Here is a 15,928-nt window from a genome sequence, read left to right as displayed (position 1 = left end):
TGGTCAAGCAGCGCGTACAGAACTGCCTCGAAACCTCACAACATCTGAGCTGGCAGCGGCTTTTGCTGACATGCATGACTGCATGTACCAGACGGGTAGGGGGATCAGAGATCACGGAAACTCCTGAACGAAGTGCGCCGATGCGGAAATGCATCGGCGGAGCGACCATATCTGGCCTATTCAGGAATGTGATATGTGGTTGAAAAAATGTTAATTCCGAGTCGCGCGCCGATTCGACCTCGCAATCCTGTCAGGGATTTTTGAGATGAGAGGTGGGGTAACATTCCGCCGATTGCTGTAGCTAATATCGTTGATATTTTCGACTAGTTGAATACGTTGTCCGGTCGCGAGATCGAGAGTGCCGATCGACGGACCCACTGCTGGGTGGGGGCGATGCGGTTATTCGAATTTCACAATTCGTCGATTCCTGGCAACGCTTGACACTTGTTGACGCTGTTCGATTAGATTCCGTGCGATGTTCGAAGGCCGTGAGAGCGGATCAGACGAATCGCGAGTAGACCAAGACCATGAACAATAACCATTATCGGCTGGTATTCAGCCGCGTGCGGGGTATGTTGATTGCGGTGGAAGAAACCGCGATTGCATCAGGTAACGCAGGGCGTGGCGAAATCGGTCTCGCCATTCGTTCGCCGCACGCATTCACAAGATTCGCGCTTCGTCATGTGGCACTCGCGGTACTGGTTGCGGCCGGCGTGGTGCCGATATGGGCCAATGCCCAGGTTGTTGCGGGCGGCGCACACGCCCCGTCCGTGATCCAGACACAGAACGGACTTCAACAGGTGAACATCAACCGCCCCGGCTCGTCGGGCGTGTCGATGAACACGTACAACCAGTTCGACGTACCCAAGCCCGGGATTATTCTCAACAACTCCCCGGTTAACGTCCAGACTCAACTGGGCGGCATTATCGGCGGCAATCCCAACTTCCAGGCAGGCGACGCGGCCCGTCTCATTGTCAACCAGGTCAACAGCAACAACCCGAGCTTCATTCGCGGCAAAGTCGAAATCGGGGGCGCAGCCGCGCAGCTCGTGATCGCGAATCAGGCCGGCTTGGTCGTGGATGGAGGCGGCTTCCTTAATACGAGCAGAGCCACGCTGACAACCGGCAATCCGAACTTTGGGCCTGATGGGTCGCTCACGGGTTTCAACGTCAACCAGGGCTTGATTTCGGTCGTCGGCGCGGGGCTCGACACGGCGAATGTCGATCAGGTGGATTTGTTGGCCCGCGCCGTACAGGTCAACGCCAAGGCTTACGCGAAGACCCTGAACGTGGTGACTGGTTCGAACCAAGTCGACTACAACACCCTGAACGCTACGCCGATCGCGGGCAACGGCGCAGCGCCTACCATCGCAATCGATGTCAGCCAGCTCGGCGGTATGTACGCGAACAGGGTGTTCCTTGTGAGCTCCGAGAATGGCGTCGGTGTTGCGAACGCGGGTGACATCGCGGCACAGGCGGGTGATCTCACGCTGCAAGCGAACGGTCGTCTCGTGCTGTCGGGCCACACCAATGCGGCCGGCAATATGTCGTTGTCGGCCGCGGGTGGCATCCAGAACAGCGGCGTTACGTATGGCAAACAGTCGGTCACCATCAACACGGGCGCGGACCTGATTAACAGTGGCGCGTTGACCGCCCAGCAGAATTTGACCGCCAACGTCGGCAGCCTTAATTCTACGGGCACCCTCGGCGCAGGCATCAACGCCGACAGCACGGTCGGCTCGAGTGGCGATCTGAGTGTCACGAGCAGCGGTCAGTTGACCGCAACGGGGACTAACAGCGCGGCCGGCAACGCGACCTTCGCCGGTAGCGGCGTCGATCTGTCGAACAGTGCGACGGCTGCCAACGGCAACCTCGCGTTGACAGCGACGGCGGGCGACGTGAACCTGACTGGCTCGACCGCCAGCGCCAAGGGTGCCGTGAACGCGCAGGCGAGCGGCACGGTCATTAATGACCGGGGCAATCTGTCCAGCGGCGCGGGCATGACGCTCGGCGGCGGCAACCTGTCGAATCAGGGCGGTCGCGCCAATTCGCAAGGCCCGCTGTCGGTACAGATGGCCAGCACCGTGTCGAACCAAAACGGCATGCTGAGTTCCCAAAGCACGGCCGACGTTCGCGGGAGTGCGATCCAGAACAATGCCGGGCTGATTCAGAGCGCGGGCAAGCAAACGATTGCTGGCGCATCGATCGACAATAGCGCCGGTCGGCTGATCTCCTTGAACGCAGACGGCCTGTCGGTGACGGCAACCGGCGCACTCACGAACGCGGCCGGCGCGAACGTGAGCGGCGATCCGGGCGGCGTCATCGGCGGCAAGGGTGAAGTGACCGTACAGGGCAACACGGTTACGAACAGCGGCTCGATGTCGGCCGACGCGAACCTGCACGTGATCGGTCGGAGCGTCGACAACGGCAACGGTATTCTGCACGCCGGGCAGGCCGCGACAGTCGACGTCGGCAATCATTTTGCGAATGCCAACGGCCGAGTTGAAGGCCAAAGCGTCGTGTTGAACGGCACGACGCTGGACAACTCTCAAGGGACGGTCAATGCGGTGTCGGTCTCGCTGAACGCTTCGACTCTGCTGAACCACGGCGGTACGGTCACGCAGACTGGCACCGGCCCGATGACGGTCGCGATCACCGACACGCTCGACAACTCGAACAACGGTCTGATCCAGACACGCAGCACGGATCTGTCGCTCACCCCCGCCGTCCTGATCAACGACAACGGCGGCACGGTCACGCACGTCGGCACGGGCACGCTGACGGTCGGCAACGCTTCGGGCGCGGTCAGCAACAAAGCCGGCTCCATCGCCAGCAATGGCCGAACCGTCCTGCAGGGCAAGACGATCGATAACTCGGCCGGTTCCGCCTCCGGCCAAACGGGCCTGAGCGTCAATGCGGCCGACTCGATCACGAATATGAGCGGCAAGCTCACGTCGAACGCGAACGTCGACGTGACCGCGGGCGGTGCACTGGTCAACGACGGTGGCGAGCTTGGTTCGAAGACGGCGACCACGACGATTCATAGCGGCTCGCTGTCGAACCTCGGCGGCAAAATCGTTTCGCCCACGCTCGCGGCAACCGTCGCCGGACTCGTGGACAACAGCCAGAATGGCGACATCGAAAGCAATCAGCTCTCACTGACAGCCGCGAACCTGAAGAACCAGGGCGGCCGCATTTCGCAATGGCAGAGCGGGCCGACCACGCTTGCCATTTCCGGCACGCTCGACAATTCGAACGGCGGCGTCATCCAGAGCAACAGCACGGACCTGACGCTTGCGCCGGCGGTTCTGGAGAATTCGCACGGCACCATCACGCACGGCGGGACCGGCACGCTAACCCTTACGCCCGGCAATGGCGCGGGCGCCTTGAACAATATCGGCGGTACGATCGGCACCAACGGACAGGCCGTCGTGAAGGCCGGTAGTCTGGACAACGGTAGCGGCGTCATCGCGGCGAAACTGGGTCTGGCGACCACGATCGCCGGGGCGATGAACAACGCTCAGGGCCTGATGCGCTCGAACGCAAATCTATCGTTGATCAGCGGCGGTGCATTGTCAAATCAGCAGGGGCACATCGAAGCCGGTCAGACGGGTGACGCCAGCACGCTGTCGATTCAGGCCGCGTCGATCGACAATACGGATGGCGCGGTGCACGACTTCGGCAGCGGCGCGATGAACGTGCAGGGCGGCGGCCAGATCGTGAACAGCCATGTGGGCGGTGTCGCCGGCATGGGGCAGATGACGGGGCAAGGCGATGTGACGATCGGCGCGAGTTCGATCTCGAACACGCAGGGCGGCCAGTTGATGGGCGGATCGCTCCATGTCAAAGGCGATACGGTCGACAATTCCGGCGCGCAAATAGGCAACGTCGCGAACTCGACCGGCGACGTGGATGTCGCGACGACGGGCGCGATCTCGAACGCCAACGGTTCGATCAGCTCGACTCGTGACCTGACGATAGCGGCTTCGACGCTGCTTGGCGGCGGCGCATACAGCGCGACGCACGACGCGACGATCAACCTGCAAGGCAACTTCACGACCACGCCACAGACGCAGTTCAACATCGGTCACGACCTGACTTTCACGTTGCCGGGCACGTTCACGAACAGTGCGAACCTGCAATCGGTCAACAACCTGACGGTCAACGCCGGCAATATCGTCAACACGGGGGCGATCACGGCCGGTAGCTTGCTGAGTACGCATTCGGGTGACCTGACGAACTATGGCGCGATGGTCGGCGGCAGCGTGGCCATTCAGGCAAGCGGCACGGTGTCGAACCTAGGCCCGGTCGCGTTGATCGGTGCATCGGACACGTCGGGCCTGTTGGAAATTCTCGCGCACGACATCGAAAATCGCGATGACACGACGGTGGGCGATTCGATGCCGACCGCGACGATCTTCGGGCTCGGCAAAGTGGCTTTGGCCGGTGGCAAGGATGCGAGCGGCGACTACACGAACGCGGCGTTGATCAACAATTCATCGGCGATGATTCAATCGGGCAGCTCGATGGAATTGCACGCTGATAAGGTCACGAACACGCGTCGCGTCATGCAGACATCCGGCGACACGACTCAGGTCGATCCGGCCCTGCTGCAACAGCTCGGCATCAGCATGTCGGGATGCGCCGCCTACTACATCGCGGCCTGTAGCGGTCAGGACGTACACTGGATCAACCTGTTCCACGATCCGAATTACCCGGATTACGATCCGGCCCCGATCATCGCCGCGCTCAAATTGCAGCCGGGTGGCGTCTTCACGGTACCGCCTAACGGCGGCCAGTGGAACAGCGGTTATCAGTACACGACCTATGAGGGCAAGGCGGTTGCCAACACCGTGACGAATCTGAGCCCGGGCGCGCAGATCGCGTCGGGGGGCGATCTCGACGCGTCCACGGTCAAGACGTTCCAGAACTACTGGAGCAGCGTGACGGCGGTCGGCAACCTCAAGCAGCCCGTGAGTCTCGATATGGACGGCTGGGGCGCGACGGGCCAGCAAGCGCCGGGCGTGACTGTCACGTATTCCGGGTACTACCACTACAACAACTACGACAACTCGGAACACAACTGGACCTTGCCGTTTGGCGACAAGCCCTTCGTCGGCGGGCCGGGCGGCTATACGCAAGCCGCACCGGCCGACGTGAGGCAATACAGCTTGCCTGACTATCGCTCGACGTGGGGCGCGAACCGCACGATCTCGGGCAACGGCGTGAGCGTCAACAACACGGCGGCCAACGCGACGATTCCGTCATTGGGACTGTTGCCGGGTCAGGCTGTTCCGGGGCTGACGCTCGGCACGGTCAGCGGCAACGCGAGCGGCACACAATCGGGAGCAGCCGCGATCAAGGGCGGCACGCCTGCCTGGATCGATCCGGTGATCGCGAGCGCGACCGCCGTGAACGTGCTGAACAACCTGACGATTCCGCAAGGCGGCCTGTACCGGCCGAATCCTGCCCCGAACCCGACATACCTCATCGAGACGAACCCCGCGTTCACTCGAATGAACAATTTCCTGTCGAGCGACTATTACCTGAACCAGATCGGCGTGAATCCGCTGACGACCGAAAAGCGTCTCGGAGACGGGTTCTACGAGCAGCAGCTCGTGCGCAACCAGGTCACGCAACTGACGGGCAAGGCGGTATTGGGGCCGTATACGGACCTTCAGGGTATGTATCAGTCGCTGATGCTCGCGGGCGCTGAATTGTCGAAGTCGCTGAACCTGCCGCTCGGCATGAGCCTGTCGGCGCAGCAGGTGGCTGCGCTCACGAGCAACGTGATCATCATGCAGACCGAGACGGTTGGCGGTCAGCAAGTGCTCGTGCCGGTCGTGTATCTGGCGAAGGCCGATCAGCAGAATGCGAGCGGCCCGCTGATCACAGCAGGCAATATCGACTTGAAGAACACGCAGGTCTTCACGAACAGCGGCACCGTGAAGGCGGACACGACGCTCGCGCTTCAGGGCAAGCAGATCGACAACGCGTTCGGCGCGCTGCAAAGTGGTGGGCTGATGTCGCTCGACACGACGGGCAACGTGGATCTCACGTCGGCCAATGTGAAGGCCGGCAGCCTCGAACTGAACGCGGGCAATCAGCTGATTCTGAATACCGCGACGCAGACGACGCACCAGGTCAGCCGCGACGGCGCGACGAGCGACAAGACGACGCTCGGCCCCGCTGCGAACCTGAATGTGGCCGGCGACGCGTCGATCAAAACCGGCGGCGACTTCCAGCAAAACGCGGGCAACCTGAACGTCGGCGGGAACCTGAACGCCAACATCGGCGGCAACTGGACGCTTGGCGCGCAGCAGACCGGCGAGCACAAGGTCGTGCAGCGCGCGAACGGCGTGTCGGATACGGACCTCAACAGCGCGACCGGCAGCACGGTGAACATCGGCGGCAAGTCGGCCATCGGCGTGGGCGGTGACTTGACGGCGCAAGGTGCGCAGCTCGACTTCGGCCAGGGCGGCACGATCGCGGCCAAGGGTAATGTGACCCTCGGTGCGGCGAGCGTCACGTCGACGATCAACGCCAACAGCTCGGGCGACCAAGGGAATCGCAGCTATGCGGAAACCCGGCATGGGTCGGATCAGGCGCTGACGGGCACGACCGTCAAGGGCGGCGATACGTTCAATGTGGTGTCGGGCAAGGACATCAATGTCATCGGCAGCACGATCGATCTGAACAAGGGCGATGCGAACTTGCTGGCAGCCGGCGATGTGAATGTCGGGGCAGCCACTGAAACGCACGTGTACAACTCGCACGAGACGCATAGCCGCAGCGGCGTCGTGAGCGGCACGAAAATCGCCAGCAGTCAGGACGCGACCAGCACCGTGGCGAACGGCAGCCTGATTTCGGCGGATGGCGTCTCGATTGGTAGCGGCAAGGACATCAACGTTCAGGGTAGTACGGTCGTCGGTACACACGACGTGACACTGAACGCGGCGCACGACGTGAACGTGACGACTTCGCAGAACACCAGCCAGTCGTCGACCACCTATCAGGAACAGCACTCGGGCCTGATGTCGGGCGGCGGCCTGTCGTTCTCGGTCGGCAACAGCAAACTCGCGCAGCAGAATCAATCGTCGAGCGTGACGAACAACGCCAGTACGGTCGGTTCGGTAGACGGCAATCTGTCGGTTCACGCGGGCAATACGCTGCACGTCCAAGGCAGTGATCTGGTCGCGGGCAAGGACATGACAGGAACGGCCGCGAACATCGTGATCGATTCGGCCACCGACACCACGCATCAAGCGCAACAGCAACAGACGAGCAAGAGTGGGCTGACGGTCGGCCTGTCGGGCTCGGTGGGCGATGCGATCAACAATGCGATCAGCGAGACGCAGGCCGCGCGCGAATCAGCGAAGGACAGCAACGGCCGCGCGTCGGCGCTGCATAGCATCGCGGCGGCCGGCGACGTGGCATTCGGCGGCATGGGCGGCGCAGCGCTTCTGAACGGTGCCAAGGGGCCGCAGGCCCCGAGCATCGGCGTGCAGGTCAGCGTTGGTTCGAGCCATAGCTCGATGCAGTCGTCGGAAGATCAGACGATTCAGCGGGGTTCCAGCGTCAATGCGGGCGGAACCGCGTCGCTGATTGCGACGGGCAACGGCACGCCAAAGGATGGCAGCATCACGATCGCCGGTTCGAACGTGAACGCGGCCAACGTGGCGCTCGTCGCAAACAACCAGGTCAATCTCGTCAACACGACCGATACGGACAAGACGCAGAGTTCGAACTCGTCGTCGGGATCGAGCGTCGGCGTGTCGATAGGTACGAACGGTATTGGCGTGTCCGCGTCGATGCAGCGTGCGCATGGCGACGGCAATTCGGACGCGGCGATCCAGAACAACACGCATATCAACGCGAGCCAGACGGCGACCATTGTGAGCGGCGGCGACACGAACGTGATCGGTGCGAACATGAACGCGAACAAGGTCGTGGCTGATGTGGGCGGCAACCTGAACGTGGCGAGCGTTCAGGATACGACTGTGAGCGCCGCGCATCAGTCGAGCGCGGGCGGCGGCTTCACGATCAGCCAGACCGGCGGCGGAGCTAGCTTCAGTGCGCAGAACGGCCACGCGGACGGCAACTATGCGGGCGTGAACGAACAGGCGGGCATCCAGGCCGGTGCTGGCGGGTTCGACGTGACCGTGAAGGGCAACACCGACCTGAAGGGTGCGTATATCGGCAGCACGGCCGATCCGTCGAAGAACAGCCTGCCGACCGGCACGCTGACGACCAGCGACATCGAGAACCACTCGCACTACAGCGCGAACAGCGCGGGCTTCAGCGCGGGCGCATCGGTCGGGCCGAGCAACAAGGCAGTTGGCCCGTCATCGGTATCGGGCTCGGGCGGCGTCACGCCGATGGTGTTCCAGAACGACAGCGGCGACCAGAGCGCGACGACGAAGAGCGCGGTGAGCGCAGGCACGATTACCATCACGAAGCCGGGCGAGCAAACGCAGGACATTGCGAACCTGAACCGCGACACGACGAATCTGAACGGGACCGTTTCGAAGACGCCGGACGTTCAGAAGACGTTGTCGCAGCAGGCCGATACGATGAACGCGGCGCAGGCGGCCGGCCAGACGATTTCGCAGGGGATCGGGCTGTACGCCGATGGCAAGCGCAAGGATGCGATCGACGCGGCCAAGGCCGCCTACGAGCGCGGCGACCTCGTTGCGATGCAGTCGTACATTGACCAGGCGCAGAGTTGGGATGAGGGCGGTGCGTCGCGCGCGGGCTTGCAAGCAGCCGGCGGTGCGCTGATCGGTGGGCTCGGAGGCGGCAGCGCGCTCACGGCAATCGGCGGCGCAGCGGGAGCCGGCACGTCGTCACTGCTGGCCGGACAGGCAGAGAAGATCAGCAAATCGGTGGGCGATACGACCGGCTCGTCGCTGGTCGGAAACATCGCTGCGAACGTCGCGGCAACGGTCGGCGGCGCACTGGTCGGAGGCAGCGCCGGAGCGGCCGCCGCATCGAACGTCGATCTTTACAATGCCAACGAAGACAAGCTTCGGGGCGAAGATCAGAAGGAAATCGCGGAGCTTAAGAAGGCGCTGGATAAAGAGCGCGCGATGATCGGCCAAGTCAATCTGACGCAACGCCAAGAGGACGGACTGACAACTGTGCCGGCCACGGCCGTGGCGGGTGTGTTGAGCGGCGGCAAGGCCACGGGAGGCGCAGGGAAGTCATCGGGGAAGGCCACAAACAGCACCTCCGGCTCTGCACCCATGATCAATGGCGTTACGGTAACCGACCGGGTTACCGGAAACGTCTACCAAGGCACCGTTGATCTTCAGCCGACGCTAGATCGAATCGCGTCTGGCGTGAAGTATCCTTCACGTAACGACAGCACCACGTTCAGCAATAACGAAGGGCTTTTGCCGCGGCAGCCAGCAGGCTACTACACGGAATACGTTGTTCCGACACCTGGGGTGAACGGTGTTGGTCCGCAGCGGATCGTGACCGGGCAAAATGGCGAGGTGTATTACACGCCCGACCACTATAAGACGTTCATTCCCGTAAAAAGGTAACCGCGATGACAATCGTCAACCCGTTTCGTTACGAGGCACAACCAAATGGTTACCGCCCGAAAGACGCATTCGTTGCCATGCTCCCCTCGACCATTGGAACGAAGAGTGGCTTGCTTGAGGCGCTCGCGTCCTTACTCGCATTTCCGGCATATTTCGGCTTCAACTGGGATGCGTTGTTTGACTGCTTCCGTGACTTCAGTTGGCTAAACGAACACGACATCGTGTTGATCCATCCAGAGCTCCCGATGTTGCAGCAGTCGGAGCTCAAGATATATCTGCGTTTGCTGCGCGACTCAGCTCTCGATTGGCGTCCAGACGAAGCACATCGCTTCGAGGTCGTATTTGCCGAATCTGACAAGGAGACCGTAGAACGCTTGCTGCGTGAGGGGTAGCCGGCTAAAGGGGAATTGAATGTCCATTACCGAAACGAATGTTGTTGATTTGATTGGCGTTGATCCATCCAAGAAAATCGCCAAGCTCGGGATTTCCGATCATTTGGAATGGTCGGCGCCAGAAGATGAACATCTTCTTCTTCAGGAAAAAATCAATACATATTTGAGATTCATTGAGGGTGGCGAATTATATCAGCACTTCCCAAATGCGCGTGGTTGTCAGTGCGAGATTGAATTGCTTGCAAAATATCCGCTGTCGCCGGCCGCACTCGACTTTTTTGAGAAGGCGAAAGCGGTTATTCGTGAGGCGGGATTTGATTTGTCATGTCAAGTTGGGTGAGCTTGGAGTCGCTGGGTTGATTTGACAAAGGCTGCGATCGCCGCTCCACCCGGAGGACGCAAATGAAGAATTCCTTGATAAATATGAAAGAGCGTCTCAAAGATGATCAATTGGCGAGGTGCATCGAAATTTATTTTATGGAGCTTGGGAGGTCACGCCCAATCATTACGTCGAGAAATTACGGAAATTCCAGCAAAGCCCTGTACGCCCAGGGGCAGCGAGAAGACGAATGGTGTTGGATCAACGTAATAGAATGGCCGCCGGGGCAGCGAATCGCTAACGATTGCCCCTACGCATGCTCGATCGAGAGTCGAGGGGATGAATTGTTTTCGGCTATTGTTGTTTCTGCAATCTCGTTGGTGACGGGCGGAATAATTTACGACGATGCGGGATATCTATGGTCCGGGCATGAATTTTCTCCTGATGAGTTCAGGGAAAAATTGCTGGTTGAAGTTAGTCAAAAATATTCCTGACCAGAAGTGACCAATCTTAAAAGGGAAATTATGAGGAGGTTTGCGTTTTGGTCACTTTTCGTCTTCATTCCGTTCGTAGCACGGGCGCAACAGGCCCCCACTCCGAACGACCAGGCCGCCGCCGCTCGCGCGAACGCCGAGCAAAACCAGCAAGTGCAGCAGCGCCGTGACGCGCAGCAGCGCGACGCCACCGTGCAAACGCCGGGCGTGCGTTCGGACGTGCCGCGCCCGGAAGCCTATCCGGTACTGCCGACCGAAACACCGTGCTTTCGAATCGATCGTTTCGCGCTCGACGTGCCCGCTTCGTTACCGGCTGCGTCAAAGGCGCAAGGCGCATCAGCCTTGCCGATGGATCGCTTCGCCTTTGCGCGCGACTGGCTCACGCACTACGCCGGCCAATGCGTCGGTAAGCAAGGCGTCGACCTGATCGTCAAAGGGGTGTCGCAGGCCATCCTCGCACGCGGCTACATCACGACCCGCGTACTCGTGCCCGAGCAGGATTTGTCCACCGGCACATTGAAGCTTGCCCTGATTCCGGGCGTGATCCGCCATGTGCGTTTCGAGGACGAGAAGTTACGGGGAACGTGGAAGACTGCGTTCCCGACTCGCGACGGCGACGTGTTGAACCTGCGCGACATCGAACAAGGGCTTGAGCAGATGAAGCGCGTCCCAAGTCAGGATGTGTCAATGAGGATTGCACCCGGAGATACGCCCGGCGAAAGCGACGTCGTGCTCGACGTGAAGCGCAGCAAACCATGGACCGTTGTTGCGTCCATCGACAATTCCGGTACGCGCGCGACCGGCAAACTGCAAGGCAATGTGTCGCTTGGCATCGACAACCCGCTGGGTCTCAATGACATCTTCAACGTAGGCTTCAACCAGGATCTGGAATTCGGCGACAAGCGCTTCGGCTCGCACGGCTGGAACGCGTTCTACTCGGTTCCTTGGGGTTATTGGACCGGCACTCTCTCGGCCTATACCAGTACGTACTTTCAACCACTCGCGGCCGTGAACCAGACGTTCGTTGCGAGCGGCAACATGAAGACGGTCGACTTCAGGCTCAATCGTGTGTTGGCGCGCAGCCGGAACGATGTGTTCGGTGCACAGGTTCGCCTGACGCGCCGTTTCGGCGACAGCTATATCGAAGGCACGACGATACCGTCGTCACATCAGAACGCGACCTTTCTCGAATTCGGGCTGAACGACCGGCACTATTTCGGCTCGTCGCAGTTCGATGGCTCGCTTGCCTATCGTCAGGGGCTCGGCTGGCTTGGCTCGACCGACAGCATGTTCGCGGCGGAGGGTGGACAGACTTACAGATTCAAGATGGTCGTGCTCGATGCGAATCTGTCGACACCGTTCGTCATCGGTACGCAGCCGTTCAAATATGTGACGACCTTTCATGGTCAGTACACCGGCAATACGGTTTCATACCTCGATAGCGTCACGATCGGCAGTCGTTATACCGTGCGGGGATTCGACGGTGAAACGCTGCTGGCGGGATCGCGCGGGTTCTACTGGCGCAACGAATTGCAGGTTCCCATCGCGCAGACCGGGCTATCGGCCTATGCAGGTCTCGACTACGGTCGGGTCTGGGGGCCAGAGCCGGTTGCCTTGGTTGGCACGCAGCTCGCCGGTGCAGTGATTGGCGTCAAGGGCAGTGTCACGACTCGGTTCGGCGGATACGGCTACGATCTCTTCGCGGGTACACCTGTCTACAAGCCGTCCGGTTTTCCAACCGCGCGCGTGACGCTCGGTTTTCAGGTGACTGCTCAGTTCTGAAGACAATGAGCCAAGGCGCATCAACGCTGGTGTTCTGACGGCTTCGAGTTTCGTTGCGACAACGGCGAACCGCTGCGCGTATGTGATTAAAAATTCTGCCTTCCGGAGGCGAGCATGGCGCTGGCGAAAGTCCTGTTGCAAATTGGAGACATGCAGCATCGCACGGACGTCTACTGCCACTAGTCGATGATTAGTCGATTAACGGCGGCGAGAAATGTCAATCGGCTAGATTTTGATTTTTCCTATCTCAATAGCAGGCGTGGTTTTGTGGATCTTCGGAAGAACGATGAAGTCTCGCGGGGTTCTTCCATGGAGGTGTGTCTGGTGGTCCTTGCTGACGTGCGAGCCGTCTAAATAAATCAATGATTTATTGAATTGATGTGGTGGTAGTAGCGCCTCCTTCGCCTGATGGTCTCTTGGGGGATTACTCTGTTTCTGATGCGCGATTTTCTATTGGATAACCTTTTCGAAGTGTCAAATTTTTGTTTTTAGAGGGATTGGCTTGCGCGTATTTGATTTGAATATGCCGTGATCGCGGATCGTGCAGCAACGGCGGGCGAGCGCTCACGGCTGGGCATATTGGTGCGGCATTGCAATTTCTGACAATCTGCTTTCGAGTGTTTTGATAAATTGCGGCGCGAGAGACCAATCATTACGCCGCTAACAAGTGAAGAAACGAGAAACTTCGGCAGCGTTGATTTCGGCGTTGGCGAGTGTTTCTGCATTCGCGCAAGGCGTTCCGCCGTCCGAGATCACGTCTGGCCCGCAAATCCAGCGTTTGCAACAACAGCAGTTGGACGCGACGAAGGAATTGAATCCTCGTCCGACAGTCCTGACACCGACGGGCGAGAGGGCATCGACAACTGGCGTCGAAAGCTTGCCGCTCGATAACCCGTGCTTTCCGATCAACGCAATCGCATTGGAAGACAATGCGTTCGCGTGGCTTGCGCGTTTTCTGCAACCGGTCGTCGGCCAGTGCGTCGGCAAGACCGCACTCAAGCAGATTCAGGACGCCGCTAATAACGCATTGATCGACCGTGGCTACGTGACGTCACGCGTGCTCGTGCCGACGCAATCGCTGCAATCCGGAACGTTGACGCTTCGCGTGGTTCCGGGGCGTATCAGCGACATCCGCGCCGACAAACCGACGATTGGCTGGACGCGCGCGGCATTGCCGACATCAGCCGGTGCCTTGCTGAATCAGCGCGACATCGATCTGGGGCTCGAGAACGTGCGCCGGCTTCAGTCGCAGTCCGATGCGACATTCGACATCGCGCCCGGCGTGAATCCGGGGGACTCGGAGCTGGTATTTCATCCCGGCACCGGCAAGCGCTGGCATGCCGTCATCGGCGCGGACAACGCGGGTCTCGATTCGACCGGCAAGTACGAGCTGTCCGGATCGTTCACGTTCGATTCCCCGTTTCACTTGTACGACCAACTGCAGATCGCGGGCACGACGAACGCAAACATTGGCGCGTCCGAGAAGGGTAACCAGTCTGTCTCCGCGAACTACAGCGTGCCGATCGGTTACGCGATGCTGACGCTGAACGCGAGTCGCTCGCGGTACAAGCAGACGGTCGCGGGTTTTGGCGAGCCGATCGAGTACAGCGGTGTCCAGTCTCAACTCCAGGCCGGGCTGTCCGGCGTGATCTATCGGAACGCGCATGCGCGTACCGAAATTCACGGCAACCTGTTCCACAAGATCAGTCGTAACTCGATCGACGGTGTCGATATTCCGGTGCAGCACCGCGACATCATCGGTTACGAACTGGGTGTCGCGCATCGCCAGTACATCGGCGATGTGGTGCTCGACGGCTCATTCGCGTGGCGCGCATCGTTGCCGGGCCTGTCCAGCAATTCGGGCACGGTGGTCGGGGCCCCCGACTTCGACGGCAAAACGCAGGTCGAACTGGCAAGCCTCAGCGCTCAAATCCCTTTCAAGATCGGCAGTCAGACGTTCTCGTACCAGTTCGGCTGGAACATGCAGAACGCACGTACACCACTGACCCCTTCCGACTATTTCACGATCGGCACGCGTTACGCCGTGCGCGGCTTCGATCAGCAACTGACGCTGGCTGCCGAGAGCGGCTGGGTTGTCTCCAACGAACTCGACTGGTACGTGCCGACGCCTGTCGGTACGCAGGCGCTCTATGCCGGCGTCGATGCCGGGCGCGTGCGAGGGCCCGCTGCACAGTACCTCCTCGGCGAAACACTGGTCGGCGCCGTCGTCGGTGTGCGCGGCAATCTCGCCCCGAAGAACGTGCTCGGTGCCGCACTGAATTACGACGTGTCGCTTGGGTTCCCGTTGTCGAAGCCGCAGGGCTTCAAGACGAGTTCGCCGACGTTGCTGTTCCAGGTCAGCACATTGTTCTAAGCGTAGCTGGGGTGAACCGAGCGGGGTGTCGATCTCGACTCGGTGTCTTGTTGATCGTCAATCAGAAGAAGGAAGAACTATGCAGCACCTGTACGAGAAGCATCGGCTTTTGCAAGCTGCGACGGCAACGTTTGCGGTGGTGGCAGCGCTTGGCCTGAGCGCATGTGGCGGTGGTGACGACGGTGGTAGCGGTGGCAGCGCGGCATCGAGTGGCGCGTCGTCGAACGGAGCGCCGTCGGGTAGTGCGTCGTCTTCGACGGGGATTCGCGTGGAAGGGCAATCCCAATCGATCTCGAGCCAGGTTTCGACGGTCCGCATTCTGATGCCGCCTGCATCGTGGAACGGTGGACAGATGCCGAACGGGAATTACACGCTCAGAGCCCTGTCCCAGCCGACCGCGTCGCTCAAGGAGCAGGCGCCGGGTGTCTATGTCGCGATTCCGTATGACTCCTCGGGCACGATCAAGACCCTGACCAAAGGCATCGTGACGGACATCGCCGGCAATGGCGACATCGCCATCGGTCGCTGGGCGGATGGCGCCGATTCGGCTGGCGCGACGTACAACGCCAACCAGGGGCAAGTATGGGCAATCGGTGTGCCGGTTGCGATCGACACGACGTCGCCCGTGCAAATGCAATGCTCGCTGGCCTTCGCAACGCGTCCGACGTCGACGGACGGCAATACGGCGCCGGGTTCGCTGAATGGCGCCACGGCGACGCTGACGAGCGGTACCGATACCTTTGGTAATCCGACCATCAACTACACGCTGAATCTGCAGTACTCGATCGGTAGCGACCAGAATCAGTCGTTCGTCGGAAGCTCTGCGATTGGTCTGACGGAGCTGAGCTCGAAAACCAAATCGACGCTGATGAGCACGGTCATGGGCCCGGACGCGAAGCAACCGTATCTGGTGGTGTCGTACGGCATCCCGGCCGCGACGACGGGCAACATCAACGGCCTGGTGGCACTGAGCTGCAAGTAAGGTGAGTAGGGGCCGGTCATTCACGCGATGCGTGGAA

General features: G+C 60.5%; 7 protein-coding genes. All 7 read left to right on the top strand.

Features of this window, described 5'->3' with window-relative positions; translation table 11 throughout:
• The first annotated feature begins 527 nt into the window (after positions 1-527).
• The 7 genes from WS66_RS23080 (at position 528) to WS66_RS23055 (ending at position 15,891) form a co-directional block, all read left to right on the top strand.
• Positions 528-9,548 (top strand): hemagglutinin repeat-containing protein, encoded by a 9,021-nt coding sequence (locus tag WS66_RS23080; RefSeq protein WP_108064718.1) that lies wholly within the window; start codon positions 528-530, stop codon positions 9,546-9,548.
• A 5-nt stretch (positions 9,549-9,553) separates the two neighbouring features.
• Positions 9,554-9,940, top strand: a complete 387-nt coding sequence (locus WS66_RS23075; protein WP_082729036.1) for a barstar family protein — start codon at positions 9,554-9,556, stop codon at positions 9,938-9,940.
• A gap of 19 nt (positions 9,941-9,959) precedes the next feature.
• Positions 9,960-10,280 (top strand): DUF6572 domain-containing protein, encoded by a 321-nt coding sequence (locus WS66_RS23070; protein ID WP_082729037.1) that lies wholly within the window; start codon positions 9,960-9,962, stop codon positions 10,278-10,280.
• Between the two features lie 62 nt (positions 10,281-10,342).
• A complete protein-coding gene (locus tag WS66_RS33780; protein ID WP_151047817.1) occupies positions 10,343-10,753 on the top strand; it encodes a hypothetical protein in 411 nt (136 codons plus the stop codon).
• A gap of 30 nt (positions 10,754-10,783) precedes the next feature.
• Complete coding sequence (locus WS66_RS23065) at positions 10,784-12,535, top strand: ShlB/FhaC/HecB family hemolysin secretion/activation protein (RefSeq protein ID WP_059606408.1); 1,752 nt, start codon at positions 10,784-10,786, stop codon at positions 12,533-12,535.
• 877 nt (positions 12,536-13,412) lie between these two features.
• Positions 13,413-14,909, top strand: coding sequence for a ShlB/FhaC/HecB family hemolysin secretion/activation protein (locus WS66_RS23060; RefSeq protein WP_082729038.1), 1,497 nt, complete (start codon positions 13,413-13,415; stop codon positions 14,907-14,909).
• A gap of 79 nt (positions 14,910-14,988) precedes the next feature.
• Entirely contained in the window at positions 14,989-15,891 is a 903-nt protein-coding gene (locus WS66_RS23055; protein WP_059606414.1) for a hypothetical protein, read from the top strand.
• The last annotated feature ends 37 nt before the right edge of the window (positions 15,892-15,928 follow it).

The organism is Burkholderia sp. LA-2-3-30-S1-D2 (genome assembly GCF_001523915.2).
Taxonomy (GTDB): domain Bacteria; phylum Pseudomonadota; class Gammaproteobacteria; order Burkholderiales; family Burkholderiaceae; genus Burkholderia; species Burkholderia diffusa.
Note: the sequence above shows the minus strand (reverse complement) of the source record. Positions and strands in the feature narration are given on the sequence as shown.

What these genes read in the sequence shown, in the direction of transcription:
- WS66_RS23080 (WP_108064718.1), top strand. Translation starts at nt 528, where the DNA reads ATGAACAATAACCATTATCGGCTGGTATTCAGCCGCGTGCGGGGTATG.
- WS66_RS23075 (WP_082729036.1), top strand. Translation starts at nt 9,554, where the DNA reads ATGACAATCGTCAACCCGTTTCGTTACGAGGCACAACCAAATGGTTAC.
- WS66_RS23070 (WP_082729037.1), top strand. Translation starts at nt 9,960, where the DNA reads ATGTCCATTACCGAAACGAATGTTGTTGATTTGATTGGCGTTGATCCA.
- WS66_RS33780 (WP_151047817.1), top strand. Translation starts at nt 10,343, where the DNA reads ATGAAGAATTCCTTGATAAATATGAAAGAGCGTCTCAAAGATGATCAA.
- WS66_RS23065 (WP_059606408.1), top strand. Translation starts at nt 10,784, where the DNA reads ATGAGGAGGTTTGCGTTTTGGTCACTTTTCGTCTTCATTCCGTTCGTA.
- WS66_RS23055 (WP_059606414.1), top strand. Translation starts at nt 14,989, where the DNA reads ATGCAGCACCTGTACGAGAAGCATCGGCTTTTGCAAGCTGCGACGGCA.